General features: G+C 66.8%; 23 protein-coding genes. 18 read left to right on the top strand and 5 right to left on the bottom strand.

Annotation, left to right across the window (positions count from 1 at the left end):
- The first annotated feature begins 45 nt into the window (after nucleotides 1-45).
- A complete protein-coding gene (locus ACSFCA_RS06315; RefSeq protein ID WP_435458977.1) occupies nucleotides 46-660 on the top strand; it encodes an ATP-dependent Clp protease proteolytic subunit in 615 nt (204 codons plus the stop codon).
- Here ACSFCA_RS06315 and ACSFCA_RS06310 read toward each other — a convergent pair whose 3' ends face one another.
- Nucleotides 661-1,050, bottom strand: a complete 390-nt coding sequence (locus tag ACSFCA_RS06310) for a RidA family protein (protein ID WP_093048728.1) — start codon at nucleotides 1,048-1,050, stop codon at nucleotides 661-663.
- Between the two features lie 190 nt (nucleotides 1,051-1,240).
- Here ACSFCA_RS06310 and ACSFCA_RS06305 point away from each other — a divergent pair, with 190 nt between their 5' ends.
- The 9 genes from ACSFCA_RS06305 to ACSFCA_RS06265 all read left to right on the top strand — a co-directional run bounded on the left by ACSFCA_RS06305 (nucleotide 1,241) and on the right by ACSFCA_RS06265 (nucleotide 11,755).
- Nucleotides 1,241-2,815 (top strand): ABC transporter substrate-binding protein, encoded by a 1,575-nt coding sequence (locus ACSFCA_RS06305; RefSeq protein ID WP_435458976.1) that lies wholly within the window; start codon nucleotides 1,241-1,243, stop codon nucleotides 2,813-2,815.
- Between the two features lie 19 nt (nucleotides 2,816-2,834).
- Nucleotides 2,835-4,094: a lactonase family protein gene (locus tag ACSFCA_RS06300; RefSeq protein WP_435458975.1), complete on the top strand. Its 1,260-nt coding sequence runs from the start codon at nucleotides 2,835-2,837 to the stop codon at nucleotides 4,092-4,094.
- Nucleotides 4,095-4,105: 11 nt separating this feature from the next.
- Complete coding sequence (locus tag ACSFCA_RS06295; RefSeq protein ID WP_258355349.1) at nucleotides 4,106-5,047, top strand: ABC transporter permease; 942 nt, start codon at nucleotides 4,106-4,108, stop codon at nucleotides 5,045-5,047.
- A gap of 3 nt (nucleotides 5,048-5,050) precedes the next feature.
- Complete coding sequence (locus ACSFCA_RS06290; RefSeq protein ID WP_093048736.1) at nucleotides 5,051-5,890, top strand: ABC transporter permease; 840 nt, start codon at nucleotides 5,051-5,053, stop codon at nucleotides 5,888-5,890.
- Nucleotides 5,890-6,927 carry an ABC transporter ATP-binding protein gene (locus ACSFCA_RS06285; protein ID WP_435458974.1) on the top strand — a complete coding sequence of 346 codons (1,038 nt, stop codon included), beginning with the start codon at nucleotides 5,890-5,892 and terminating at the stop codon, nucleotides 6,925-6,927. The genes ACSFCA_RS06290 and ACSFCA_RS06285 overlap by 1 nt, the downstream gene beginning before the upstream one ends.
- A 142-nt stretch (nucleotides 6,928-7,069) precedes the next feature.
- A complete protein-coding gene (locus ACSFCA_RS06280) occupies nucleotides 7,070-8,047 on the top strand; it encodes an ABC transporter ATP-binding protein (RefSeq protein WP_258350927.1) in 978 nt (325 codons plus the stop codon).
- Between the two features lie 3 nt (nucleotides 8,048-8,050).
- Nucleotides 8,051-9,358, top strand: coding sequence for an amino acid deaminase (locus tag ACSFCA_RS06275; RefSeq protein ID WP_435458973.1), 1,308 nt, complete (start codon nucleotides 8,051-8,053; stop codon nucleotides 9,356-9,358).
- A gap of 10 nt (nucleotides 9,359-9,368) precedes the next feature.
- Nucleotides 9,369-10,283 carry a MurR/RpiR family transcriptional regulator gene (locus ACSFCA_RS06270; protein ID WP_093048748.1) on the top strand — a complete coding sequence of 305 codons (915 nt, stop codon included), beginning with the start codon at nucleotides 9,369-9,371 and terminating at the stop codon, nucleotides 10,281-10,283.
- The gene (locus tag ACSFCA_RS06265; RefSeq protein ID WP_435458972.1) at nucleotides 10,280-11,755 is read left to right on the top strand and encodes an N-acyl-D-amino-acid deacylase family protein; all 1,476 of its coding nucleotides are present in this window, start codon (nucleotides 10,280-10,282) and stop codon (nucleotides 11,753-11,755) included. Before ACSFCA_RS06270 ends, ACSFCA_RS06265 begins: the two co-directional genes overlap by 4 nt.
- Here ACSFCA_RS06265 and ACSFCA_RS06260 read toward each other — a convergent pair whose 3' ends face one another.
- The gene (locus tag ACSFCA_RS06260; RefSeq protein ID WP_435458971.1) at nucleotides 11,756-12,979 is read right to left on the bottom strand and encodes a lactonase family protein; all 1,224 of its coding nucleotides are present in this window, start codon (nucleotides 12,977-12,979) and stop codon (nucleotides 11,756-11,758) included.
- Nucleotides 12,980-13,298: 319 nt separating this feature from the next.
- Nucleotides 13,299-14,828: an FAD-binding oxidoreductase gene (locus ACSFCA_RS06255; RefSeq protein ID WP_435458970.1), complete on the bottom strand. Its 1,530-nt coding sequence runs from the start codon at nucleotides 14,826-14,828 to the stop codon at nucleotides 13,299-13,301.
- A 318-nt stretch (nucleotides 14,829-15,146) separates the two neighbouring features.
- Here ACSFCA_RS06255 and ACSFCA_RS06250 point away from each other — a divergent pair, with 318 nt between their 5' ends.
- Nucleotides 15,147-15,332, top strand: coding sequence for a hypothetical protein (locus tag ACSFCA_RS06250; RefSeq protein WP_258350921.1), 186 nt, complete (start codon nucleotides 15,147-15,149; stop codon nucleotides 15,330-15,332).
- A gap of 73 nt (nucleotides 15,333-15,405) precedes the next feature.
- Entirely contained in the window at nucleotides 15,406-15,828 is a 423-nt protein-coding gene (locus tag ACSFCA_RS06245) for a styrene oxide isomerase (protein WP_435458969.1), read from the top strand.
- A gap of 30 nt (nucleotides 15,829-15,858) precedes the next feature.
- Here ACSFCA_RS06245 and ACSFCA_RS06240 read toward each other — a convergent pair whose 3' ends face one another.
- Nucleotides 15,859-16,782: a LysR family transcriptional regulator gene (locus tag ACSFCA_RS06240; protein WP_435459060.1), complete on the bottom strand. Its 924-nt coding sequence runs from the start codon at nucleotides 16,780-16,782 to the stop codon at nucleotides 15,859-15,861.
- Nucleotides 16,783-16,937: 155 nt separating this feature from the next.
- Here ACSFCA_RS06240 and ACSFCA_RS06235 point away from each other — a divergent pair, with 155 nt between their 5' ends.
- The 6 genes from ACSFCA_RS06235 (at nucleotide 16,938) to ACSFCA_RS06210 (ending at nucleotide 23,844) form a co-directional block, all read left to right on the top strand.
- Complete coding sequence (locus tag ACSFCA_RS06235) at nucleotides 16,938-17,834, top strand: transporter substrate-binding domain-containing protein (protein ID WP_097199933.1); 897 nt, start codon at nucleotides 16,938-16,940, stop codon at nucleotides 17,832-17,834.
- A 3-nt stretch (nucleotides 17,835-17,837) separates the two neighbouring features.
- Nucleotides 17,838-19,130 (top strand): aminotransferase class V-fold PLP-dependent enzyme, encoded by a 1,293-nt coding sequence (locus ACSFCA_RS06230; RefSeq protein ID WP_435458968.1) that lies wholly within the window; start codon nucleotides 17,838-17,840, stop codon nucleotides 19,128-19,130.
- A 74-nt stretch (nucleotides 19,131-19,204) separates the two neighbouring features.
- The gene (locus ACSFCA_RS06225) at nucleotides 19,205-20,329 is read left to right on the top strand and encodes a hypothetical protein (RefSeq protein WP_258350915.1); all 1,125 of its coding nucleotides are present in this window, start codon (nucleotides 19,205-19,207) and stop codon (nucleotides 20,327-20,329) included.
- Nucleotides 20,330-20,366: 37 nt separating this feature from the next.
- Nucleotides 20,367-21,626: a toxic anion resistance protein gene (locus ACSFCA_RS06220; RefSeq protein WP_435458967.1), complete on the top strand. Its 1,260-nt coding sequence runs from the start codon at nucleotides 20,367-20,369 to the stop codon at nucleotides 21,624-21,626.
- Nucleotides 21,623-23,215 (top strand): vWA domain-containing protein, encoded by a 1,593-nt coding sequence (locus ACSFCA_RS06215; RefSeq protein WP_435458966.1) that lies wholly within the window; start codon nucleotides 21,623-21,625, stop codon nucleotides 23,213-23,215. The genes ACSFCA_RS06220 and ACSFCA_RS06215 overlap by 4 nt, the downstream gene beginning before the upstream one ends.
- Entirely contained in the window at nucleotides 23,215-23,844 is a 630-nt protein-coding gene (locus tag ACSFCA_RS06210; RefSeq protein ID WP_258350912.1) for a hypothetical protein, read from the top strand. The genes ACSFCA_RS06215 and ACSFCA_RS06210 overlap by 1 nt, the downstream gene beginning before the upstream one ends.
- Before the next feature lie 10 nt (nucleotides 23,845-23,854).
- On the opposite strand, the gene ACSFCA_RS06205 is transcribed toward ACSFCA_RS06210, so the two are convergent.
- Nucleotides 23,855-25,306, bottom strand: a complete 1,452-nt coding sequence (locus tag ACSFCA_RS06205) for an aldehyde dehydrogenase (RefSeq protein WP_435458965.1) — start codon at nucleotides 25,304-25,306, stop codon at nucleotides 23,855-23,857.
- Nucleotides 25,307-25,328: the final 22 nt, after the last annotated feature.

Below are 25,328 nucleotides of genomic sequence, written 5' to 3'. Positions count from 1 at the left end.
TGTGGGCTTGTTCGTCAAGACAGTTCAACCACAGGAGCTTTCTCCATGCAGCCCATGTTTTCAATGGAATCCGAAGACGACACCAAGCCCGCCGCCACCGCCGAGCCGCGCAACTCCTATCTGGAGGAAAAGGCGTTCAAGTCGCGCACGCTGCTGATCTTCGGGACCATCAGCGATTCGGTGGCGGCCGATGTGACGCGCCGGCTCATCGCACTCGACGCCGACAGCCCCGACAAGCCCATCGACATCCTCGTGAGCTCGCCGGGCGGGCACCTGGAGTCGGGCGATGCCATTCATGACATCGTGCGTTTCATCAGCGCGCCGGTGAACATGATCGGCACCGGCTGGGTCGGCAGTGCGGCCACGCACCTGTTCCTGGCGGCGCCGCGCGAGCGCCGCGTGTGCCTGCCGAACACGCGCTTCCTGATCCACCAGCCCAGCGGCGGCGCGGGCGGGCAGGCGACCGACATCGCCATTCAGGCGCAGGAAATCATCAAGGCCCGCCAGCGCATCGCGCACGAGATCGCGCGCGAAACCGGCAAGCCCATCGACGTGGTGCTGGCCGACATCGAGCGTGACCGCTGGCTCTCGGCCACGGAGGCCGTCGAGTACGGGTTGGTCTCGCGCATCATCCAGCGCAAGACCGAACTGCAGGCCTGATCAGGCCTTGGGCTTGTAGGCGACGACGTCGATCTCGACCTTGGCGTCGACCATCAGCCGCGCCTCGGTCGTCGAGCGCGCCGGCTTGTTTTCACCGAAGTAGCTCATGTAGATGCGGTTGAAGGCACCAAAGTCGCGCGCGTCCTGCAGCCAGACGGTGCTCTTGCACACGTCGTCGAGCGTGGCGCCGGCCAGCGCGAGCACGGTCTTGAGGTTTTCCATCACCTGGCGCGTTTGCGCCTCGATGCCGCCCACCACGATCTCGCCGTCCTTGTTGGCGGGCACCTGGCCCGACACATAGACGAAGTCGCCGGCGCGCACGGCCGGGGAGAAGGGGCGAACCTGGCGGTCGGAGGCAAGGGGCGGGGCGCCGAGGTATTCGAGAGGCATGGGAGGGCTCCTGGGGTTGAAGTGAACGATGGAAGGGGATTGGCGAGTATCCATCCAATCTGAAAATCTATTTCAGAGAAACCCTCTATCGAGGGTTAACACGGATGATTTGGCATGAATACTGCTTCAAAGTCCGGGCCGAAGAGAAATTTTCTTTCACAAACTCGCCCGCCCCATCAAGGAGTTCCCCATGCCCCACGTCGGTCTTGTCCAGCGCCTGCCCATGCTGTCGAAGCGCAGCCTGCTGGGCGCTTCCTTGCTCGCGATGCTGTGCGCCGCGCTGCCCTACCAGAGCGCCCAGGCCCAGGGCCCGCGCAACTTCGCCACGCTGGCGATGGTGGCCGAGCCGCAGACGCTCGACCCGATGGCCTCGACCGCCGACCTGGTCGGAACCATCATGCAGCACGTGTACGAGACGCTCTACACCTTCGACGCCAAGTGGAACGTGGTGCCGATGCTGGCCGAGGGCATGCCGAAGATCTCGGCCGACGGCAAGACCTACGCCATCACATTGCGCCGCGGCGTGATGCTGCACAACGGCCGCGAACTCACGGCCGACGATGTGGTCGCCAGCCTGCAGCGCTGGATGGAACAGTCGCCGCGCGGCAAGGCCGTGGGCAAGGAAATCGACAGCCTCAAGGCCAAGGGCCCGCTGGCGGTCGAGGTGGTGCTGAAGGAACCGTATGCACCGCTGCTCTCGCAGCTCGCGCTGCCCAGCGGCATGGCCGCCATCATGGCCAAGGACTCCATCGCCTCGCCGCTGAAAGACTTCGTCGGCACCGGCCCCTACAAGTTCAAGGAGCGCCGCCCCGACCAGTTCGTGCTGCTCACGCGCTTCGACAAGTACACGGCGCGCAAGGAGCCCGCGAGCGGCTACGGCGGCAAGCGCGAGGCGGCCATCGAAGAGCTGCGCTTCGTGCCCGTGCCCAACGCCAGCACGCGCGTCGAAGGCGCGCTGGCCGGCCAGTACGACTTTGCCGACCTGCTGCCGGTGGAGGCCCTGCCGCGCCTGGAAAAGTCCGGCGGCAAGACCGTGCCGATCATGACGCCCTCGTTCGGCTTCCCGTACCTCGTGCTCAACACCAAGGAAGGCGTGGCCGCCAGCCAGCCGGTGCGCCAGGCGATCCAGACCGCGCTGGGCGAAGGCGAAATGCTCGCGGCCGGCTTCGGCGACACGCGCTTCTTCGTGGCCGAGGGCAACCATTTCCCCAAGGGCTCGCCGTTCTATTCAACGGCCGGCACCGACCAGTACAACCAGCGCAATGCCGCCAAGGCCAAGGAAGCCGCGGCCAAGGCCGGCTACAAGGGCGAGCCGATCCGCGTGCTCACCAGCCGCCAGTACGATTTTCACTACAACATGGCGCTGCTGATGGCCGAGCAGCTCAAGCGCGCCGGCTTCAAGGTCGACCTCAACGTGGTCGACTGGGCCACGCTGGTGCAGCGCCGCAACGACGCCAAGCTGTGGGACATCTACGTCACGCACTCGGGCCAGTTCCCCGAGCCGATGCTCTCGCCGCCGCAACTCGGCGACGGCGCACCCGGCTGGTGGGACACGCCCGCCAAGAAGTCGGCGCTGCAGGCTTTCAACGTCGAGAGCGACCCTGCCAAGCGCGGTGCGCTGTGGGGCAAGGTGCAGCAGGTCGTGTATGACGAAGTGCCGTACATCAACGTCGGCAAGTTCAACGGCCTCTCGGCCAAGAGCCCGGCGCTGGACAACTACACGCCCGCGACCTGGCCGTTCTTCTGGAACGCGAAGATCAAGTAAGGCCGCAAGGAACCCCGCCATGCCATCGCGTCGCCAACTTCTGCAAGCCAGCGCACTGGCCTCCGGCCTCGGAGCCCTCGGCCTCACGGCCTCTACCGTCCAGGCCGCAACCTCCGGCCCCGTCTACGCCTACGTCGGCACCTACAGCGACGGCGGCAAGCCGTGGCGTGGCGGTCGCGGACTGGGCGTGCACCAGTTCGTGCTCGACAGCGCCACCGGAGCGCTCAAGCCCATCCTCGGCGCGCCGCCGGCGGTGACCAGTGCGGGCGAGGGCGCGAAGCTGCGCAACCCCGCGTCGCTCGCGCGCCATCCGAAGTTGCCGATGCTCTATGCGGCCAACGAGTTCGAGGCCGGCTCGGTCTCGGCCTTTCGCATTGGCGCGGACGGCGCGCTGTCGTTCGTCTCTGAGACGGCCTGCGGCGGCAAGGACCCGGCCTACATCAGCGTGCACCCCGACGGCCGCTTCCTGTTCACGGCCAACTACGCGAGCGGCGACGTCAGCGTGATCGCGCTGCGCGCCGACGGCACGCCCGATGCCAATGTTCCCGCAGTCGTCTACAAGGACATCGAGGCCTGCGGCGCATCCACGCCCTGCAAGCCCGGCGCCGACGTGGTGCCTGCAGCTGCGCGCTCGCACGAAGGCTTTGCCACCAGCGACCACGACGGCCCGCACGCGCACATGGTGCACGCCGACCCGAAGGGCAACTTCGTGCTGGTGGCCGACCTTGGGCTGGACCGCGTCATTTCCTACCGCTTCGACCGCATCACCGGCGTGCTGAGCCAGCCGAGCACGGTGGCCGTGTCGGAAAGCTCGGGCGCGCGGCATTTCGTGTTCCACCCGAACGGCAAGTGGCTCTACCTGGTGAACGAAGAGGCATCGACCATCGCCTTCATGCGCTACGACAACGCCACGGGTGTGCTCACGCTGGTGAGCGAAACCTCGGCGCTGCCCAAGGGCTTCAAGGGCACCAGCTACGCATCGGGCATCCGCATGCTGCCGGACGGCCAGCACTTCGTGTCGCTCAACCGCCTGCACGACTCGATCTCGCTCTTCAAAATCGACGCACGCACCGGCGCACCCACGCTGGTGCGCGAGGAGTGGTCGCGCGGCAACTACCCGCGCAGCTGCACGCTCGACCCGAGCGGCAGGTTCCTCTACGTGTGCCACAACAAGCAGGGCGACAACGTCACCGTCTTCCGCGTGCAGGGCGGCGACATCAAGTTCACCGGCCAGTACGTTGCGGTAGGCAGCGCCGCCGCCATCGAGTTTTCCGCGTGATGAAGAAATCGATGTTCCGCTACATCGCCTCCCGCGCGGCCGGCATGCTCGTCGTGCTCGCCATCGTGGCGGTGCTCGTCTTCGTGCTCACGCGCGCGGCCTCGGGCGATCCGGTTTCGGTGCTGCTGGGCGACCAGGCCACCGCGGCCGACATCGCCCGCGTGCAGAAGGAGTACGGCCTCGACAAGCCGCTGCCCGTGCAGTTCGGCTACTGGCTGCGCGAGGTGCTGCAGGGCAACCTGGGCACTTCCATCTTCCTGCAGCGCCCCGTGACGCAGGCGCTGTGGGAGCGCTCCGAACCCACCACGCTGCTCGCGCTGATGGCGGTGGCTATCGCGGCGCTGATCGGCGTTCCGTGCGGCATCGTCTCCGCCGTGTTCCGCGGCCGCGTTATCGACCAGCTGTTCACCGGCGTCGCGATGCTGGGAGCGAGCATTCCGAGCTTCTGGCTCGGCATCGTGCTGATCCAGATCTTTGCCGTGTCCTTCGGCTGGTTCCCGGTGTCGGGCTATGGCGCGCCCGATGCGGCGCTGGCCGAACGGCTGCATTCGCTGGTGCTGCCGGCGACGGTGCTGGGCCTGCTGAACTCCGCGCTCATCATCCGCTTCACGCGCGCCTCCATGCTCGACGTGCTCGGTGAAGACTATGTGCGCACCGCGCGCTCCAAGGGCCTGAGCGAAAGCACGGTGGTGCTCAAGCACGCGCTGCGCAATGCGCTGGTGCCCATCGTCACGGTGATCGGCCTCACGGTCGCGCTGATGATCGGCGGCGCCGTCATCACCGAAACCGTGTTCGGCCTGCCTGGTGTGGGCAACCTCGTGGTCAGTGCCGTGCTGCGGCGCGACTACCCCGTCATTCAAGGTGCGCTGCTCGTGATTGCCGCGATCTATGTGCTCATCAATTTCTCGATCGACCTGCTGTACGCGGTGGTCGATCCGCGCGTGAAGGTCTGAGCGATGCGTATGCCCCGAATGCTCCGTCAGCTGATGCATCGCCGCATCGTGATGGTTTCTGCCCTGGTGCTGCTGGTGATCGCGGTGCTCGCGATCGGCGCGCCGCTGTTCGCCTCCATCGACCCCAACGACACGGCCGTGCTGGAGCGCCTGAAGGCGCCGAGCGCCGAGCATCTGCTCGGCACCGATGAACTGGGCCGCGACTTGTATTCGCGCATCGTGCACGGCGCGCGCTACTCGCTGGCCATCGCGGCGCTCACCGCGCTGGGCGCGGTCATTGCCGGCACGGTGCTGGGCTTGATGGCCGGCTTCTTCCGCCGGCTCGACGCGCCGCTGATGCGCGTGGTCGACGCGATGATGTCCTTCCCCGACATCCTGCTGGCCATTGCGCTGGTGGCCATCCTCGGGCCCTCGCTGATGAACACTGTGCTTGCGCTGGTGCTGGTCTATACGCCGCGCGTGGCGCGGGTGGTGCGGGCCTCGACGCTGGTGGTGCGCGAACTGCTGTTCGTCGAAGCCGTGCGCGCGCTGGGCGTACGCACCTCGCGCATCCTGTGGCGGCACATCTTGCCGAACCTGATGTCGCCGATCCTTGTGCAGGTGTCGTTCATCTTCGCGTACGCGATCCTGGCGGAGGCGGGCCTCTCCTTCCTCGGCGTCGGCGTGCCGCCCGAGATCCCGACCTGGGGCACCATGGTCGCGGGCAGCCAGCAGTACGCGCACCAGGCCTTCTGGGTGGTGCTGTTCCCGGGGCTCGCGATCATCTTCACGGCGCTGTCGCTGCAACTGCTGGGCGATGGCGTGCGCGACCTGCTCGACCCGAAGCTCAAGAAGACATCGTGATGAACAACGCCACCAACACCCCGCGTCTCACGGTCAGCAACCTGAGCACCAGCTTCCCCACCGAAGATGGCCTCGTGCGTTCGGTGGCCGACGTGAGCTTCTCCATACAGCCCGGCAAGACGACCGCGCTGGTCGGCGAATCGGGCTCGGGCAAGTCGGTTACCAGCCTCACGCTGATGCGTCTGCTGCCCAAGACCGCGAACGCGCAGGTCAGCGGCACAGCTTCTTTCGTGACGCGCGAAGGCAAGACGCTCGACCTGCTGCAGATTGGCGAGCGCGAGATGCGCTCGCTGCGCGGCAACCAGCTGTCGATGATCTTCCAGGAGCCGATGACCAGCCTGAACCCGGTGTTCACCATCGGCGAGCAGATCGCGGAAAGCGTGCGCCTGCACAAGGGCCTCGACCGCAAGGCAGCGCTGGCGCACGCACTGCGCATGCTGGAGCTGGTCGAGATACCGGCCGCCGCGCAGCGCATTCACGAGTATCCGCACCAGCTCTCGGGCGGCATGCGCCAGCGCGTGATGATCGCGCTGGCCATGGCCTGCGACCCGACGCTGCTGATCGCCGACGAGCCCACCACCGCGCTCGACGTGACCATCCAGGCGCAGATTCTCGAACTCATGCGCCGGCTGCAGGCCGAGACGGGCATGAGCATCCTCTTCATCACGCACAACCTCGGCGTGGTCGCGCACCATGCGGACGACGTGGTGGTGCTGTATGCGGGCCGCGTGGTCGAAAGCGCGCCGGTGCGGCCGCTGTTCGCGCAGCCCGAGCATCCTTACACGCAGGGCCTGCTGGCCTGCCTGCCGGGCAAGGCGCGCCTGCCCGGCCAGCCCAAGCCCAAGCGCCTGTTCGCCATTCGCGGCCAGGTGTCGAGCCCGCTGGCACCGCCGCCGGGCTGCGCCTTCGAGCCGCGCTGCGACCTCGCGCTGGCCGGCTGCGCCGCCGAGATGCCACCGCTGATCGAAACGCACCACGGCCGCCAGGCGCGCTGCATCCGCGTGCAGCCGGCGCAACCATTGGCGAGGGTCGCATGACGCGCACGCCGCCTCCGTCTTGCTCCCTCTCCCGCTTGCGGGAGAGGGCTGGGGTGAGGGTGACCCCAGCGGCCTTCGCATGCACCCTCATCCCCCGCCTTCTCCCGCAAGCGGGAGAAGGAGCCAATACCGAATACCCACGATGACCACCGCAGCTCCCCTCATCGAAGTCCGCGGACTCAAGAAATACTTCGGCAGCAGCGACCGCCCGGTGCGTGCGGTCGACGACGTGTCGTTCGCCATCCAGCCCGGCGAAACGCTGGGCCTGGTCGGCGAATCGGGCTCGGGCAAGAGCACCATCGGCCGCACCGTGCTGCGCCTGCTCGAACGCACCAGCGGGCAAGTGCTGTACCGGGGCGACGACATCGGCACGCTGTCGGGCGAGCGCATGCGCAAGCTGCGCAGCAAGCTGCAGATCATCTTCCAGGACCCGTACGCCAGCCTGAACCCGAAGATGCGCATCAGCGCCATCCTCGGCGAGGCGCTGTCCACGCACGGCCTGCACAAGGGCGCGGCGGCGCGCGACAAGCGCATTGCCGAACTGCTCGAGACCGTGGGCCTGCGCGCCGAGCATGCGAGCCGCTTTCCTCACGAGTTCTCGGGCGGGCAGCGCCAGCGCATCGGCGTGGCGCGCGCGCTGGCCGTGGAGCCCGAATTCATCGTGGCCGACGAGCCGCTGTCGGCGCTCGACGTGTCCATCCAGTCGCAGGTCATCAACCTGCTGGCCGACCTGCGCGAGCGGCTGGGCCTGACGATGCTCTTCATATCGCACGACCTCGACGTGGTCGAGTACCTGTGCGACCGCGTGGTGGTGCTGTACCTGGGCAAGGTGATGGAAGTCGCCACCACCGAGGAGCTGTTCGCGCGGCCCTCGCACCCCTACACGCAGGCGCTGCTGGCTGCGAGCCCGAAGCCCGACCCCGAGGTGGCGACCGAGCGCATTGCGCTCAAGGGCGACATTCCCAGTCCCATATCGCCACCCTCGGGCTGCGTGTTTCGTACGCGCTGCCCGCATGCCATCGAAGCCTGCGCGCAGACCGTGCCGCCGCTCGAAGAAATTTCGGCAGGACACTACAGCGCCTGCATCCGCAAAGAACTGCTCTCCAACATTGCCGCATAGACCATGACTGACAAAGCCGTCGCCGCCAACGATTTCAACGACCCGCTGCTGGGCAGCAACTTCAAGGGCTACCCGCGCACCCAGGCGCCGCGCCGCCGCAGCGAGATCGGCGCTGCCGGATGGAACGTGCTCGCCGGTGACCTGCCGCTGCCACTGGCTGTGCTCAAGCGCGAGGCGCTCGAACACAACCTCGCGTGGATGCAGTCGCGCGTGCGCGAGTGGGGCATCGACCTCGCGCCGCATGGCAAGACCACCATGTCGCCGCAGCTCTTCCAGCGCCAGCTCGACGCCGGCGCGTGGGGCCTGACCTTTGCCACAGTCACGCAGCTGGCTGTTGGCGTGGCGGCTGGCGCGCGTCGCACGGTCATCGCCAACCAGGTGGTGAGCGACGAAGACCTCGCGGGCATCCAGATGCTGCTGAGCGAGCATGTCGACCTGCGCATCGTGTTCCTGGTCGATTCGCTGGCGCAGCTCGCGCTGATCGAGGACTGGGCGAAGCGCCACCCCGCGAGCGTGCCCTTCGAGGTGATGATCGAGATCGGCGTCGACGGCGCGCGCACCGGCTGCCGCACGCACGAGCAAGCCGTGGCGCTGGCCACGCGGCTGCGCGCGAGCGATGCAGTGAAGCTTGTGGGCATCGAGTGCTACGAAGGGCAGGGCGCCACCGGCCAGAGCGAGCCCGACGCGGCCTATGCGAAGACGCTGATGGACCGCGTGGAAGCCGTTGCGCGCCATTGCGATACCGAGAAGCTTTTCGAGACCGGCGAGGTGCTGGTTTCGGCCGGTGGCTCCGCCATCTTCGATCTCGTGGCTGGGCGCCTGAAGCCCGCGCTCGGCGCGCCGGTGCGCGGCCTGCTGCGCTCGGGCTGCTACGTTACGCACGACCATGGCTTCTACAAGCGCATGGTGAGCGCGGTCGATGAGCGCCTGGGCTGTGGTTGTGGCGAGAGCCTGGTGCCCGCGATGGAGGTCTGGGCCACGGTGCAATCGCGCCCCGAGCCGGGCCTGGCGATTCTTGCGGTCGGCAAGCGCGACATCTCCTTTGATCTTTCGCTGCCCGTGCCCATCGCACGCGCGGCACGCGGCGCGCTGCAGCCGCAGGTCGTGCCTGCGGGCTGGAAGATCACCGCGCTCAACGACCAGCACGCCTACCTGCGCTGGGATGCGAACGAGGAAGCCGAAGCGCCCAAGGTCGGCGACCGCGTCGGCCTCGGCATTTCGCACCCCTGCACCACTTTCGACAAGTGGCACTGGATGCCCGTGGTCGAGAACGACTACCGCGTGAGCGACGCCGTCGCCATGCACTTCTGAGCACGCTGCGATGACACCCTCCCTGCTTCAGAAAATCGCGCAGATCCGCAGCGACGCCCCGGCGACGCGGCGCGCGATTCTCGACCTGATCCTCGAAGACCCCGACCGCGTGCTTGAAGAAAGCTTCGAGCAATTGGCCGAGCGCTCGCGCAGCTCGGTGCCCACCATCATGCGCACCTGCCGCGACCTCGGCTTTGCCGGGCTGCGCGAGTTCAAGCTCGCGCTCGCGCAGGAGCTGGCGCTCGGCGGCTCACCGCTGCACCGCCGCGTGAACATCGAGGACGCGGCCGACGAAGTGGTCGGCAAGATCGCGCGCAGCGCGGCGGCCTCGGTCTCCGGCGTGCGCGGCCAGCTCGACATGCAGGTGCTCGATGGCGCCGTGGCGGCCATTGCAGCGGCGCCGCACGTGGATCTGTACGGCGCGGGCGCCACATCATGGTTCATGGCCAACGACCTTCAGGCGCGGCTCTTCAGGCTGGGCCTCTCGGCCAATGCCTGGGCCGACTACCACCTGCAGCAGGTGGCCGGCGCGGCGCAGCGGCCGGGCGGCGTGGTCATCGCCATCTCGCACGTGGGCGGCATGCCCTCGCTGCTCGATGCGGTGGACATTGCGCGCGGGCAGGGCGCCAAGGTGGTCGCGCTCACGCGGCCCGGCACGGCGCTCGCGGCCAAGGCCGACTTTCTGCTTGGCCTTTCGGTGCCCGACGACGCGGTGATGCACGTGGGCATCGACGCCTACCTGACGCACCTCACGGCCATCGAGATTCTTACCGTGCTCGTGGCCCAGCGCCGCGGCGAGCCCGCCGTGCAGCGCCTTCAGCGCGCGCGCGAGGCCTTTCAGCGCCACGGCATCGACGCCACTACACACCCGCTGCAAAGCTGGGACGGCGGCGGCATCAATAGCAACAAGGGAGCCGCATCGTGAGTGCGACGACAGGCAAGGCCATCCTGCTCGAAGCTGGCCTGGTGGTCGACGGCTCGGGTGGCCCTTCGTGGCCCGGCGACGTGCTGCTGCAGGGCGACCGCATCGTCGCACTCGGCGAAGGCCTGCGCGAACGGCTGCCCGATGGCCTTGCACTGGCCGACGTCGAAGTCGTCGACTGCCGCGCCAAGGTCATCGCGCCCGGCTTCATCGACGCGCACACGCACGACGACGCCATCGTGCTGCGCGACCCGCTGTGCCTGCCCAAGGTGTCGCAGGGCATTACCACGGTGGTGACGGGCAACTGCGGCATCTCGCTCGCGCCCTACCGCACGCCGCAGTCGCTGCCGCCGCTCACGCTGCTGGGTGCCGATTCGTTCAAGCACGCGACCATGGCGGAGTACCGCGCTGCCGTCGATGCGACGCAGCCGGCGCTCAACGTGGCAGCGCTGGTCGGCCACACCACGCTGCGCTTTGCCACCATGGAAGCCCTGGACCGCCCCGCCAGCGCCGACGAGCTGGCGCGCATGGAAGCGCTGCTCGACAGCTGCATGGCCGACGGTGCGCACGGCATGTCGTCGGGCCTGTTCTACGAAGAGGCCTTTGCTGCGCCCGCCGAAGAGGTGACGGCGCTGGCGCGCGTCGTGGCCCGCCACGGCGGCGTGTACGCCACGCATCTGCGCAGCGAGATGCAACAGATCATCGAGGCGCTGCACGAGGCCGGCGACTCGGCCTTCAACGCAGGCGTGCCGCTCGTCATCTCGCACCACAAGTGCGCCGGCCCCGCCAACTGGGGCCGCACCAAGGAGACGCTGCCGCTGATCGAGTCGCTGGCGCAGCGCCAGAAGATCGCGATGGACGTGTATCCCTACGTGGCCGGCTCGACCGTGCTGCGCGAAGATCTTGTCGATGGCGTGATCGATGTGCTGCTGACTTGGTCCGATCCGCATCCGGAGATGATGGGGCGCCTGGTCTCCGACATCGCGCGCGAGTGGGGTGTCACCGAGCAGGAAGCCTGCCTGCGCCTGAAACCGGGCGGCGCCTGCTACTTCCAGATGCAGGAAGAAGACGTGGAGCGCGTCATCGCGCATCCGCTCACCATGATCGGCAGCGACGGCCTGCCGCACGACCGGCATCCGCATCCGCGCCTGTGGGGTGCTTTCCCTCGCGTGTTCGCGCGCTACTGGCGCCAGCGCAGGCTGTTCACGCTGGAGCAGGCGGTGCACAAGATGACCGGCATGACCGCGCGCAACCTGCGCATCGCCGACCGCGGACTGCTGCGCACCGGCGCGATGGCCGACGTGGTGGTGTTCGACCCCGAGACCATCGCCGACACCGCGACCTACGACCAGCCGCATGGCGTGAGCCTGGGTGTGGAGCGTGTGTTCGTGAATGGCGTGCTGGCCTACCGCGGCGGCGAGGCCGAAGCACGGGTGCTGGCGCGTGCGGGCAAGATGCTCACGCGCGGGAACTGACTAGGCAAACACCAGGCAGGCCGGTGTCGGCACTTGTGCCACCTGCACCGGCTGGTCCAGCTTGCCGCTCGCGGGGTCGATGCGCAGACGCAGGATGGTGTCGCCTTTCTGGCTGAGCGCGTAGAGGTGACTGCCACTGGGCGCCATCGCCAGCGCGCGCGGGAAGCGCAGGCCTTCGCTCCAGTGCTGCAGCGGTGTCAGCGTGCCGCTGGTTGCATCGACGCGGAATGCTGCAATGCTGTCGGCCAGCGGGTGCTCCGATTTCAGCCGGCGGTTGCTCGCGTAGAGAAACTGCCCGGAGGGATGCATCACCAGCGCCGCCGAATTTCTCTGGCCGGTGAAGCCTTCCGGCACGGTCGAGATCTGCTGGCGTTGTTCGCCTACCTTGCCACTCGCCGCGTCGTAGCCGAAGCAGGCGACGGTGGCATCGAGTTCGTTCACCAGATAGAGAAAGCGCTGTGACGGATGCAGCGCCAGGTGGCGCGGGCCGCTGCCGGGCTGCGTGGCCGTGCGGCCGAGCAATGCCAGCTTGCCATCGGCGAGCGTGAAGACGTTGATGCGGTCGCTGCCGAGGTCGGTAGCGAGCACGCGCTGGCCCGAGGCATCGAACTGCACCATGTGCGGGTGCGGCGATTCCTGCCTTTCGGTGTCGGGGCCGGAGCCGGTTTCCTTTTCAATGCTCGAGACCTTGCCGAGCTTGCCGTCTGCATTGATCGGCAACACGTTGTAGGCGCCGCCGCCATACAGCGCCACGACGAGGGCGCGCCCGTCGGGCGACACGGCGAGATGTGCCGGGATCACTCCCGACAGTGACAGCGGCTGGCGGTTGATCAGCGTCAGGCGGCCACTGCGCTCATCGATGGCATAGGCTTCGGCCGTTCCGGTGGGCAGGCCCTGGTAGCTATCGATTTCGTTGATCGCGTACAGAAATCGCTGGCTGGGGTGCACGGCGAGAAACGAGGGGTTCGCGCTTGGGACCGCTTGCACTTGCGTCCAGGCACCGTCGTTGATGGCGAGCACATAGATGCCCTTCGATGCTGGTCCGCCGGCTGTGCCGCCCGGGGCGTCGCTGGTATAGGTGCCGACATAGGCGAAACGCGGTGTGGGTGTGTTGCGGCTGGCAGCTACGTCTGGAGCTTGCGCATTGGCAGGCAGCCATGGCGTCAGGGCACCGAGGGCGGAGGTGCTGCCGATCCATTGCATGACTGTGCGGCGTTGTGTCATGGGGTTCCTCTCTTGATTGGACTCAGTGGCTTCTGTTCATGGTGTGTGCGAATGACACCGGGTACTCCCCTCCGCGAATGTCCCCCGGCCTGCGGCCTCCTCCTTTATTTCGCTGCGGGGAGCACCCGGTGCCATTCGCACATGAGCGTGGTCGTTGTGCCGGCCGTACAAGCGCTGCGCCCATCGATCACGCCGATGGGGTGCCTTGCGCAGCGAAATAAAGGAGGAGGCCGAAGGCCGGGGGACATTCGCGGAGCAAGGTACCCCGTCGGCGTGATCGCGCCCCGAAACGCAGCGCCTCGAAAAGCCGGGATTCATTTCAGGGCCGTACCGACATGGCGTGATGAAAGATGTTGTTCGGGTCATACCGACGCTTCACCTTCCGCAGGAAGTCATAGAGCCCCTGGTCGCCGTAGTAGAGCTGCGACCAGAACGGGTAGGCCAGCATGTCGCTGTCCGGGTAGTTGATGTAGCAGCCCTCGTAGCGCTCGCCGGGGTAGGGCGTGCCGGCGTAGCGTTCGGGTACGTCGGGCGTGCCGTACACGTCGCGGAAGAAATCGCCGATCCAGCGCAGATGCCCGGCATCGTCCTTCGCATCGCGCCAGTAGGTCTGGTACTGCAGCTTCATGATCGAAGCGCGCTGCGGCACCGCGGTGTCGGCGATGCGTTCGGGCTTGTTGACGGCGCCGCCGTACGAATCGACCTGCACCAGCGACTGGCTGAGGTCGACACCCGGTATCACGCGCGTCAGGTGCGTGTAGATGCGCTGCGCCTCGCGAGCGCTGAAGTTCTGCTTCATGTAGGCCGACTTGTATTTGCCGCGCTGGTTGTCGCCCGAGCCGTTGAGGTACTGGGTGGCCGTGAGCCAGTCGTAGCGTGTCACCGTGTGTGGCTTGGAGCACAGGAGCTGCCCCGCGTCGCGCTGCGGTGCCGGGCCCACGCCCGGCGGCCGGCCCTTGGCGGGCACCGGCGCGCAGGCGCGAAAGCGATCGAGGAATTCGTTGAGCACCGTCAGGTCGTTGCAGGTGCCGTCGGGGTTGCAGAACTGCGTCAGCATCACGATCTGGCCCGACGAGCGATGCGTGAGCTTGAGCAGCGAGAACATGCCCCAGGTGTCGGGCGATTTGCCGCGCGTTGCCCAGTATTCGCCGTAGGTGGAGAGCAGGGCGGCAAAGCGCTCGGGCGTCATGGTGGCCCAGTCGAACGCGACCACCGCCAGCGCGACCTCGCGCGGCGCGGGCGGCAGGGTGTCGAACACGTAGCTGGTGATCGCGCCGAAGTTGCCGCCGCCCGCGCCGCGGCATGCGCGGAACAGATCGGGCTCGCGGCTCGCATCCACGGTGCGTGGCACTACCTTGCCGCGGGAGTCGACCGTGAGGATGTCTACCGCCGAAAGCCAATCGACCGTCAGCCCCTGCAGGCGCGACAGCAGGCCATAGCCGCCGCCGCAAATGTGCCCGCCCGCGCCGACCGAATAGCAGGAGCCGCCAGGCAGCGTGACGTTGCTGCGCTTGTACAGGTCGAGGTATTCGTTCCAGTTCTGCGTGCCGGGGCCGACGCGATAGCGCCCGTCGCCGCTGGTGGGGCTCGCCTGGTTGAGCAGGCTCAGGTCGAGGATCGCGCCGTCGGGGTTGTTGGAGACGAAGTCTTCATAACAATGCCCACCGCTGCGCAACGTGGGCCGAAGGCCAGCATCGACGATGCGCTGCAGGGCAGCGGCTGCATCGCCAGCGTTCTCCGCCAGTTCGATGCGCGAAGCGGCGTCTGACTCCGTTGCAGGCCATCGCAGGTTGAAACCCTTTTTCAGGGTGTTGTAGCGAGCATCCTGGCGTGTCACGGTGATGGTCATGGGCACTTTCTGATGGTCGTCTTGCGACGGTGAGCGGGAAGCAGGCGCCTGAAATGAAAGACTTTTTCTTAATTTACTTGATTTGACGAAAATGTCGCGTAACGCCGTCTATATTGACGTCAATTATTGGATTGTTTGAAAGATATTTTCATAAGGACAACCCCGAATCAGCGGTCCTCAAAGTCAGCGGCTGTGGCACCGGCACTGCGTCGTATCCAGTTGGATATGACCCCACGACCCCTAAAGTTCTAACGCTCCCGGCAAAAATCGGTCAAACTGACGCACTCACCGGCCGTCGAATTCCGACTTGGAGCAAAGATGGACAAGGACGCTGAAGGCCTTGGCGCCGATTTCGAGCTGTGGCAGCAGCTCACTGACGACTACGAAGCAGCATTGGGCGCACTGGCCCGGGGTGAGCCGGGGGCGCGGGAGCGAGTGCTCCAGTTGTCGCTGGCGCTGCGGCAATTGCACCCGGACCTGTCCCCCGTCGAGCACAACGACTGAGGTGTTCCCCGCAGGGGCGCCACACAAGTCCGGCCCGGTAGGATGTGGCTCCCATCGCCACATCACCGCATACATGCACCCCGCCGCGCGTCACCTCGTCTTCCATGGCGCCATCGTTCTCCTGTTCGGGCTGTTGCTGGGCGCACCCTATGCGAAGGCGATCAAGTGTGAAGCCGCCGCTCACATCGTCAACTCGTGGCGCGTCGCGCATCTGAGCCTGCCCATTGGTGCGACGCTGATGCTCGCGACGGCGGCCGTGCTGCCCTGGCTCACCGTTCCTGCATGGATGCTCTGGCTCATTGCCGTTGCGCTGATCGTGTCGGCCTACGGGTTCTGCGTGTCGACGCCGCTGGCGGCGATCTCGGGGCAGCGTGGGCTGTCTTCCGAAGGCACGGCAGGGTGGGGGAAGCTGGTCTATCTCGGCAACATGGTCGGCGCCGTGGCGTCGATCGTCGCTGCAGTGGCATTGCTGATCGCCGCCTTTCTGACGCTCTGACGGCAACGAGGCAGGCGTTCTCACCCGCGATCAATCCCGCACCGACTCCTCATCCGCCTGCGCCTGGAACATCCGAGTGAAGTCGCAGCATTCCTGCGCCAGCATCACGATGGACGAAGTGAGCGCGCTGCGGTGTTCGCCCTTGTGCATCGCCACGTAGCGCACCACCGGCAAGGCTGGCGTCACGTCGATCACCGTAAGCATGCCCGCCGCCACCAGCGGCTGCAGGCACTCGCGCGGCAGGTAGCTCACGCCCAGCCCCGACACGGTGAGCCCGGTCAGCGCCACCAGGTTGCTCACCACGATCACGTTGGCGGGCTGCACGCCTTGCTCTTTCATCCACGCGTCGTAGGCGCGGCCCGTGCCCGAGTTGTTGCCCTGCACCAGCATGCGGTGTCGCGCCAGTTCGTGCAGCCGCAAGGTGCCATTGGCCGGCACCACGCCGGGCTTGCACATCCACGAGCTCTTCACCTGGCCGATGACCTTGTGCGGCAGGCGCGAGTCGGCAAAGGTGTCGGGCACGATGACCAGGTCGAGCTCGTCGGCCAGCAGCTTGTCGCGCAGTTGCAGGCTGTCGTCCACGTCGGGCTCGAGGATCACCTTGGGGTAGTGCTGCTGGATGAGTCCGACCAGCCGCGGCAGCCACGTCATCGCGGTCAGCTCGGTCACGCCGACGCGGATACGGCGTTCCACCACGCCGGGCTTGCCGAACTGCTCGACGGCGGCGTCGCGCTGCTCCAGCAGCTTCCGGGCGAGCACGAACATCTCTTCGCCCTTCTCGGTGAGCCGCGCGGCGCGCTGGCTGCGGTCGAACAGTTCGGTGTCGAACAGCTGCTCCAGCTCGTGCACCCGCTTGGAGATGGCCGACTGCGATGTGTTGAGCTGGTTGGCCGCCTGCGCGAAGCCGCCGAGCCGGGCGATCCAGTACAGGGCTTCGAGTTGCTTGAAGGTCATCACGGTGCGTTGCTCCTGTGAAGGCTGGCCGAAAGAACGCTTTTATTCATGCAATTCGATCACAAAAAATCGCTTTTAGAAATTCATCGCGAAGCCGAAGATTCGCCAAAACCACCGCGTTCGACCAACGTCATCGACTCTTCAAGGAACTCTCCATGGACTTCAAGAAACTGCCCCTCGCGCTCGGACTTGTCTTTGCCTTCACCTGCGGCGCCGCCAGCGCCCAGGACGGCGGCACGCTGCAGAAGATCAAGGAGAGCGGCACGATCCAGATCGGCGCGCGCGACAGCCAGATCCCGTTCTCGTACAAGCTCAGCGCCGACAGCGCACCCATCGGCTTCACCAACGACATCTGCCTGAAGATCGTCGACGCCGTGAAGGCCAAGCTGGGCCTGGCCAAGATCGAGGTGCGCTACACCATGCTCAACTCGACCAACCGCATTCCGCTGCTGCAGAACGGCACCGTCGACCTCGACTGCGCCACCACCACCAACACCACGCAGCGCCAGCAGCAGGTCGACTTCGCGCCCAGCCACTTCGTCACCAACATCACCGCCGCGGTGAAGAAGGCTTCGGGCATCAATGCACTGGGCGACCTCAACGGCAAGAACGTGGCTACCGTCTCGGGCAGCACCTCGATCCAGCTGCTGCGCGGCGCGCGCAAGAGCGGCACCATCGAAGTGAACGAGATCGCCGGCAAGGACACTTCCGACGGCTTCCTGCTGTTGTCCACCGGCCGCGCCGACGCCTATGTGCTCGACGACGTGCAGCTCGCCGGCATGATCGCCAGCGCGACCAACCCGGGCGACTACAAGATCCTGAAGGAATCGCTGCGCCAGGAGCCCTACGGGATCATGCTGCGCAAGGACGACCCGCAGTTCAAGGCGCTGGTCGACGAGACCGTCACGGGCCTCATGAAGTCGGGCGCCATCGAGCAGCTCTACACCAAGTGGTTCCTCTCGCCGATCCCGCCGAAGAACGCGAACCTCAACTTCCCGATGACGGACGCGGTGCGCGAGATCTACAAGAACCCGAACAACAAGGGCGTCTGAGCGATGACTCTCCAGCTTCCTGATCTCGACCGCGGCCAGGCTTTTTCCGATGCGCTGATGCGCGAGGTGAAAGCCCGCTTCCTGCAGGTCGACCATGACCACCACGGCCGCGAGCGCCTGTACTTCGACAACGCCGGCGGCTCGTTCCGCCTGAAGGCCGCGGTCGAGCGCTTCGCGCAGGTCGATGCCATTCCCGACAACGCCGAGCGCATCCACGCCACGGCCGTCGAGCTGCAGGACATCCAGGCCAAGGGCAGCGCAGACCTGCGCACCATCCTCAACGCCACGGGCGGCAGCGTGTACGCCTCGTTCAGCGCCTCGGGCGCCATGTTCGACATGGTGCGCGCCATCGCCGAGAACGTGCCGGGCACGAACATGGTCACCACTGTGCTCGAACACCCGTCGGCCTTCGATGCGATGAGCCTCTACGCCCAGCGCCTGGGCCGCGAGCTGCGCGTGGCGCAGAGCAACCCCGTCACCGGCGGTGTGGACGTGGAAGAGATCGTGCGGCTGGTCGACAAAGACACTTGCCTGCTCAACGTGATCTATGCGTCGAACATCTCCGGCGCCAAGCTCGACATGGCCGAGATCGTGCGCCGCGCGCGCGAGATCAAGCCCGACCTCTACATCCTGGTCGACGCCGTGCAGCACGCGCCGCACGGCCTCATCGACCTGCAGAAGACGCCGGTGGACGGCATCAACCTCGCGCCCTACAAGTTCTTCGGCTGCCGGGGCTCGGGGCTCTCATGGGTGTCCGAGCGCGCGGCCGTGCTGCCGCACCACAAGCTGGCGGGCAAGAAGCCCGACTACTGGGACCTGGGCAGCGCCGCGCCGTGGCAGTTCGCGGTGCTCACCGAAATCGTCGACTACGTTTGCTGGCTTGGTGGCCACTTCAGCGATGCCACCGACCGCCGCGCATTGTTCGTCGCGGGCATCACGCACATCGAGCTGCACGAGCGCGCGCTGCTGGCGCTGCTGCTCGACGGCAACGCGAACGCCACCGGCATGCGCGAGATGAAGGGCGTCAACGTCTTCCTCGATCACGAAGACCTGACCAAGCGCGACCTGATCCTGGGCATAGGCTTCGACCGCATCGACTGCACGCAGGCCGTGGTCGAGTACGGCAAGCGCGGCGTGACGGTCTACGAGCGCGTGGCAACCAGCATCTACTCGAAGCGCATGCTCGAATCCTTCGGGCTCGCGGGCACTGTGCGGGTGTCGCCGCTGCATTGCAATTCCGTCGCCGACATCGAGAAATTCCTGCGCATTACCCAGGAAATAGCCACCGACATCTGACTGTCACAAACCGTCATATTCGGTAGTTAGCATGTTTCTCGACCCCCGCTCACAGGGGGCGAGGAGCATGAGATTTGGAAATCCGCAAGCTGATCGCACCAGCGCTGGCCGTCGTCCTGCTGGCCGCGGTCGGGTCCGGCGTCTGGTATTCGAACACCCGCCTGCACGATGAATCGGCCACCGCCGCCGCTGCGCGCATCGAGCAGCAGAAACAGGTCACGCTGCGCGGCCTGATCGGCTCGGAAAAAGAAACCTTCTTCGCCGACCCGCGCGTGCAGAAGGCGCTGGCCGCACAGGGCATCACAGTCACCGTCGAGAAGGCCGGCTCGCGCGCCATTGCCAGCCGCTACGACGCCAGCAAGTTCGACTTCGGCTTTCCCTCGGGCGCGCCCGCGGCGGCGCAGCTCAAGACGCTGGCCAAGGCGCCGAATGTCTTCAATCCGTTCTACACGCCCATCGTGCTGGCCAGCTGGCGGCCGATTGCGGAAATTCTCGTGGCCAACGGCATCGCGCAGAAGCAGGGCGACTTCTACTACGTGGTCGACCTGCCGGGCCTGATGGCCATGATCGAGAAGGGCACGCGCTGGAAAGAGCTCAAGGCCAGCAGCGCTTTCTCCACCAGCAAGTCGCTGCTCATCAACTCGACCGACGTACGCACCTCCAACTCGGCGGCGATGTACCTCGCGCTGGCGAGCTACCTCGCCAACAGCCAGCAGATCGTGCAGAGCCAGGAAGACGTGGACCGCGTCATGCCCGTGGTTGCGCCGCTCTTCCTGCGCCAGGGCTTCCAGGAGCAGTCGTCGGCCGGGCCCTTCGAAGACTACCTGGCGCTCGGCATGGGCAAGGCGCCGCTGCTGGTGGCCTACGAGTCGCAAATGATCGAGTTCTGGCTCAAGAACCCCGACCGCCTCAAGAGCGACATGGTGCTGCTCTACCCCAAGCCCACCGTCTACTCCAAGCACGTGCTGGTGCCCTACACGCCCGGCGGCGCGCGGCTCGGCGCGGCACTGGAGAACGACCCGGCCCTGCGTGAGCTCGCACACGAATACGGCTACCGCACCGGCGGCGACACCAAGGGCCCCGAGACCTGGGCCGCGCGCGGCGTGAAGGTGCCCGACGTGCTGGTCGACGTGATCGACCCGCCGAGCTTCGAGTGGCTCGAACGGATGACCACGGGCATCGAAGCCCGCTTCAAGTGAACGAACCGAACGAATGAACGAATCAAGGAACGACCTCATGAACGCGCCTGTCACCGCAACCACCACCACCACCACCGCAACAGCCCCCGCGCCCATCGACCTGCAGCCGCCGCAGGCCTTCACGCTCGAACCGCCCGCGCCCGTCGCCCTGGTGCCGGTCGAGTCGGCCAGCGGCAAGGTACGGCTGAAGCCTGAGGACGTGGCCGAGCTCGATGCGCAGGTGGCGCGCTTCATCGACGACATCACCGCGCACGACAGCCAGCATCCGCAGTTCAAGGAGGCCGTGGAGCGCATCCACTCGATGGGCAACAAGGACATCGAGGCCTCTGCATCGGTCTCCAACCGCATGCTCGACCGGCCCGTGGGTTCGCTGCGCAACGGCCTGTTCGACAAGGGCGCGCAAATCGGCCAGTCGCTGATCGACCTGCGCCACCAGGTGGAAGACCTCGACCCTTCGAAGCAGGGCGACCTGTTCTCGGCGCGCAAGCTGCTGGGCATCATTCCGCTGGGCAACAAGCTGCTGGCGTACTTCGAGCGCTACCAGTCGTCGCAGACGCACCTGAACGCCATCATCGAATCGCTCAAGCGCGGCAAGGACGAACTGTTGCGCGACAACACCGCCATCGAGCAGGAAAAGGTCAACCTCTGGACGCTGATGGAGCGGCTCGAGAAATACGTGCACATCGGCAAGGCCCTCGACGGCCAGCTCGACGCCAAGGCTCGCGCGCTGGAAGCCACCGACCCCGAGAAGGCCCGCGTGATCCGCGAAGAGATGCTCTTCTATTCGCGCCAGAAGGTCACCGACCTGCTCACGCAGCTCGCAGTGAACATCCAGGGCTACCTTGCGCTGGACATGATCCGCAAGAACAACCTGGAGCTGATGAAGGGCGTGGACCGCGCCACCACCACCACCGTGGCCGCACTGCGCACCGCCGTGATCGTGGCGCAGGCGCTGTCCAACCAGAAGCTGGTGCTCGACCAGATCAGCGCGCTCAACGCCACCACCGGCAACCTCATCGCCAGCACCAGCGAGATGCTGCGCGACCAGAGCAGCGCCATTCACCAGCAGGCCGCCTCCAGCACCATCGAGATCGCCAAGCTGCAGCAGGCCTTTGCCAACATCTACCAGACCATGGACACGATTGCCGACTTCAAGAGCAAGGCGCTTGACTCCATGCAGACCACGGTGGACACGCTGACGAATGAAGTCGCCAAGAGCCGCACCTACCTCGACCGCGTGCGCCGCCAGGAAACGACCGAGGCGCTGCAATCGCCGCGCGGCGAGGTCGCGCTGTGAGCTTGCTGCCCCGGTTGACGCGGCTGTTCGCACTGGCTGCCCTGGCACTGGGCCTCGCTGCATGCGGCAAGGAAGAGCCGCCGCAGGCGATGAATGCAGCGCCGGCTACGGCGTCCACCGCGACCTTCACCATCCTCGCGGGCTCGGAGCTCAAGGACCTCGAAGCCCCCATCGTCGCAGCCGCAAAGGCAGCCGGTGTGGACGTGAAGCTCTCGTACGCCGGCACGCTCGACATCGTCGAGCGCATCAACGCTGGCGAGCGCTTCGACGCCATCCTGCCGCCCAACGGCGCGTATCCTGCGCTTGCGCTGCAGACCAAGCCGCTGGCGCGCGACAAGCTCTTCTATTCGCGCATCGCACTCGGCGTGAAAAGCGCAAAGGCCGCGCAGCTCGGCTGGAACAAGAAGCCGCCGGGCTGGGCCGAAATCGCGAAGGCCGCGGGCGCAGGCCAACTGCGCTACGGCATGACCAACGCCACCAGCTCCAACACCGGCATGAGCGCGCTGTTCGCGGTGGCCTCCGCGCTCGCGGGCAAGACCGAAGACCTGACCGCGCAAGACGTGGACGAGAAAACGCTGAAGGCCTTTCTCTCCGGCCAGAAGCTCACCGCCGGCAGTTCGGGCTGGCTGGCCGACGCCTACATCAAGGACCCGTCCGCCATCGACGCGATGGTCAACTACGAAGCCGTGATCCTGCGTGCCAATGAGAAGCTGCCCGCCGCCGACCAGCTCACGCTGATCTACCCGCGCGACGGCATGATCTCGGCCGACTATCCGCTGATGCTGCTCAACGCCGACAAGCGCGAGGCCTACACCCAGCTCGTGGCCACGCTGAAGGCCGCGCCGTTCCAGCGCGATGCGCTCTCGGCAGCCTTCCTGCGCCCCGCCAACCCCGAGGTTGCCGCCGCCGGCGCCTTGCCTACCGCCGCCGTGGCCGAGCTGGGCTTTCCCAACCGCCTGGAGGTGATCGATGCGGTGCTCGGCACCTACCAGTCGAAATGGCGCAAGCCCGCCACTTCGATCTTCGTGCTCGACCTCAGCGGCTCGATGGCGGGCAAGCGGCTGGCCTCGATGCGCGAGGCGCTCAAGCTGCTCTCGGGTGCTGACGAAGCCACCACCGCCAGTGCCCGATACAGCGCCTTCCAGAGCCGCGAGCGCGTGGTGCTGATCACTTTCTCCACCGAGGTGCAGGAGCCCGTGTGGGTGCGCTTCGACGCCGACCGGATCGACGCGGCCCGCGCCACGCTGCGCGAGCAGGCCGACGCGATGACGGCCAACGGCGGCACGGCCATCTATTCGGCGCTTGCCGCCGCCGAAGAACTGGCGCGCAAGGAACAACAGCGCGAGCCCGACCGCTTCGTGAGCATCGTGCTGCTGACCGACGGCGAGAACAACGCGGGCCTGAAGCCGCGCGAGTTCCGCGAGCGGTACGCGGCGGGCGGCCTGCCCGCGCGCATCTTCCCCATCCTCTTCGGCGAGGCCAACGTGAGCGAGATGCAGGAGATCGCGCAGCTCTCCGGCGGGCGCGAGTTCGACGGCCGCAAGCTGCAGCTGGGGCAGGTGTTCAAGGAAATCCGGGGCTACCAGTGATGCCGGAGCGCTCGCTCAAACTGCGCGCGCTGCTGTTTCTCTACGGCAACGGCAACATCCTCGGCTGCGCGCTGGCGCTGCTGGGGCCGGCACTGCTGTTCGCCGGCGTCATCGACAGCGGGTGGCTGCTGATTACCGCCGGCCTGTACGTGGCCGGCTGGCTGCTGGGCCGCAGGGCACCCGAACTCGAACGCCGCATCGAAGACAGCCTCAGCGTCGAGCAGACGCTGGAGCGCCTGGACCGCGTGGTCGCGCAGGCGCAGCCGCACCTCACCGAAGACATGCGCAAGAGCCTCGACAACGTGCGCGGCTCGGTGGGCGAGGTGCTGCCGCGCCTCGTCGGTACGGGCTCGCATGGCGATGACCTGTTCACCGTGCGCGAGACCGTGCTGCGCTACCTGCCCGAAACCCTCGCCAACTACGTTGCGCTGCCGCCGGCCTTCCGCATCACCCATGCCGTGAAAGACGGCAAGACCGCGCGCCAGCTGCTCGGCGAACAGCTGGGCCTGCTCGATGCGAAGCTGCGCGAGATCGTCGCCAACGTGGCTTCGAGCGACGCGGCCGCGCTGGTGGCCAACGGGCAGTTTCTTGAGAAGAAGTTTCGCCAGCCGGACTTCCTGGCGGGCTGAACGCAGCCGCTCAGAACGGATAGTGCCGCGGCGTTGTCTGCACCGTGATCCAGCGCAGCTCCGTGAAGGCCTCCACGCCGGCCCGGCCGCCGAAGCGCCCGTAGCCCGATGCCTTGACACCGCCGAAGGGCATCTGCGCCTCGTCGTGCACCGTGGGGCCGTTGACGTGGCAGATGCCGGACTCGATGCGCTGCGCCACGTTCCACGCACGCGCCACGTCGCGGCCGAACACGGCCGATGAAAGGCCGAACTCGTTGTCGTTGGCAATGGCCACGGCTTCTTCCACGCCGCTCGCGCGCACCACCGCCTTCACCGGCGCGAAGGATTCCTCACGGTAGATCTCCATTGCGGGCGTCACATGGTCGAGCACGGTGGCGGGCATCAGCGTGTTCTGGGCCTTGCCGCCGCACACCAGCTTCGCGCCCTTGGCCAGTGCGTCGTCGATGAGCGCATTGCAGCGTTTCACCGTGCTCATATCGACCACCGAGCCGAGCACCACCGGGCCTTCGCGCGGATCGCCGAGCGGCAGTGCCTGCGCGCGGGCCGCGAACTTCGCGACGAATTCATCGGCCACCGCGTTGTCGACCACGATGCGCTCGGTCGACATGCAGATCTGCCCCGAATTGGCGAACGAGCCGAAGATGGCAGCGTTCACGGCCGCGTCGATGTCTGCGTCGTCCAGCACCACGAAGGGCGCCTTGCCGCCGAGTTCGAGAACTGCGGGCTTCAGATACTTGGCGCAGGTCTGCGCGATGAGCCGTCCCACGCGCGTCGAGCCCGTGAAGTTGACGCGCCGCACGGCCGGGTGCGCCACCATCGCCTCGACCACCGCGCCGGCATCGGCAGGCGCGTTGGTGACGAAGTTGACGACGCCCTTGGGCAGCCCGGCCTCGCTCAGCGCTTCGATGATCAGCGCGTGCGTCTCGGGGCACAGCTCCGAGCCCTTCAGCACCACCGTGTTGCCGCAGGCCAGCGGCGTTGCGATGGCGCGGGTGGCGAGGATCACCGGTGCATTCCACGGTGCGATGCCGATCACCACGCCGGCCGCCTGCCGCACGCCCATTGCCAGGCTGCCGGGCACGTCGGACGGAATCACCTCGCCCGCGATCTGCGTGGTGAGCGAGGCTGCTTCGGTGAGGATGCCGGCCGCGAGGTGCACGTTGAAGCCGGCCCACAGCGCCGAAGCGCCGGTCTCGCGCGCCATCGCCTGCACGAAGGCGCCGGCGCGCGCTTCGAGTGCATGCGCGGCCTTCAGCAGCAATGCACGGCGTTCGTTGGGTCCGGCTGTCGACCATGCGGCGAAGGCGCGGTGCGCAGCCTCGACGGCAGCGACTGCGTCGGCTGGCGTGCCGGCCGGTGCGCGCGTGGCGATGCCGCCGTCCAACGGGTTGCGGCGCTCGAAGATTGCGCCGCCTGTGGCAGCGCGGCGTTCGCCGTCGATGAGCATGGAGATGTCGGTCATGGGTGTCCTTTGCAAAAAGAGG

This window comes from Variovorax multivorans (assembly GCF_051216835.1).
In the GTDB taxonomy this organism is placed as follows: domain Bacteria; phylum Pseudomonadota; class Gammaproteobacteria; order Burkholderiales; family Burkholderiaceae_C; genus Variovorax.
This window is presented reverse-complemented; position numbering and strand designations above follow the sequence as displayed.

What these genes read in the sequence shown, in the direction of transcription:
- ACSFCA_RS06315 (WP_435458977.1), top strand. Translation starts at nt 46, where the DNA reads ATGCAGCCCATGTTTTCAATGGAATCCGAAGACGACACCAAGCCCGCC.
- ACSFCA_RS06310 (WP_093048728.1), bottom strand. Translation starts at nt 1,050, where the DNA reads ATGCCTCTCGAATACCTCGGCGCCCCGCCCCTTGCCTCCGACCGCCAG.
- ACSFCA_RS06305 (WP_435458976.1), top strand. Translation starts at nt 1,241, where the DNA reads ATGCCCCACGTCGGTCTTGTCCAGCGCCTGCCCATGCTGTCGAAGCGC.
- ACSFCA_RS06300 (WP_435458975.1), top strand. Translation starts at nt 2,835, where the DNA reads ATGCCATCGCGTCGCCAACTTCTGCAAGCCAGCGCACTGGCCTCCGGC.
- ACSFCA_RS06295 (WP_258355349.1), top strand. Translation starts at nt 4,106, where the DNA reads ATGTTCCGCTACATCGCCTCCCGCGCGGCCGGCATGCTCGTCGTGCTC.
- ACSFCA_RS06290 (WP_093048736.1), top strand. Translation starts at nt 5,051, where the DNA reads ATGCGTATGCCCCGAATGCTCCGTCAGCTGATGCATCGCCGCATCGTG.
- ACSFCA_RS06285 (WP_435458974.1), top strand. Translation starts at nt 5,890, where the DNA reads ATGAACAACGCCACCAACACCCCGCGTCTCACGGTCAGCAACCTGAGC.
- ACSFCA_RS06280 (WP_258350927.1), top strand. Translation starts at nt 7,070, where the DNA reads ATGACCACCGCAGCTCCCCTCATCGAAGTCCGCGGACTCAAGAAATAC.
- ACSFCA_RS06275 (WP_435458973.1), top strand. Translation starts at nt 8,051, where the DNA reads ATGACTGACAAAGCCGTCGCCGCCAACGATTTCAACGACCCGCTGCTG.
- ACSFCA_RS06270 (WP_093048748.1), top strand. Translation starts at nt 9,369, where the DNA reads ATGACACCCTCCCTGCTTCAGAAAATCGCGCAGATCCGCAGCGACGCC.
- ACSFCA_RS06260 (WP_435458971.1), bottom strand. Translation starts at nt 12,979, where the DNA reads ATGACACAACGCCGCACAGTCATGCAATGGATCGGCAGCACCTCCGCC.
- ACSFCA_RS06255 (WP_435458970.1), bottom strand. Translation starts at nt 14,828, where the DNA reads ATGACCATCACCGTGACACGCCAGGATGCTCGCTACAACACCCTGAAA.
- ACSFCA_RS06250 (WP_258350921.1), top strand. Translation starts at nt 15,147, where the DNA reads ATGGACAAGGACGCTGAAGGCCTTGGCGCCGATTTCGAGCTGTGGCAG.
- ACSFCA_RS06245 (WP_435458969.1), top strand. Translation starts at nt 15,406, where the DNA reads ATGCACCCCGCCGCGCGTCACCTCGTCTTCCATGGCGCCATCGTTCTC.
- ACSFCA_RS06240 (WP_435459060.1), bottom strand. Translation starts at nt 16,782, where the DNA reads ATGACCTTCAAGCAACTCGAAGCCCTGTACTGGATCGCCCGGCTCGGC.
- ACSFCA_RS06235 (WP_097199933.1), top strand. Translation starts at nt 16,938, where the DNA reads ATGGACTTCAAGAAACTGCCCCTCGCGCTCGGACTTGTCTTTGCCTTC.
- ACSFCA_RS06230 (WP_435458968.1), top strand. Translation starts at nt 17,838, where the DNA reads ATGACTCTCCAGCTTCCTGATCTCGACCGCGGCCAGGCTTTTTCCGAT.
- ACSFCA_RS06220 (WP_435458967.1), top strand. Translation starts at nt 20,367, where the DNA reads ATGAACGCGCCTGTCACCGCAACCACCACCACCACCACCGCAACAGCC.
- ACSFCA_RS06210 (WP_258350912.1), top strand. Translation starts at nt 23,215, where the DNA reads ATGCCGGAGCGCTCGCTCAAACTGCGCGCGCTGCTGTTTCTCTACGGC.
- ACSFCA_RS06205 (WP_435458965.1), bottom strand. Translation starts at nt 25,306, where the DNA reads ATGACCGACATCTCCATGCTCATCGACGGCGAACGCCGCGCTGCCACA.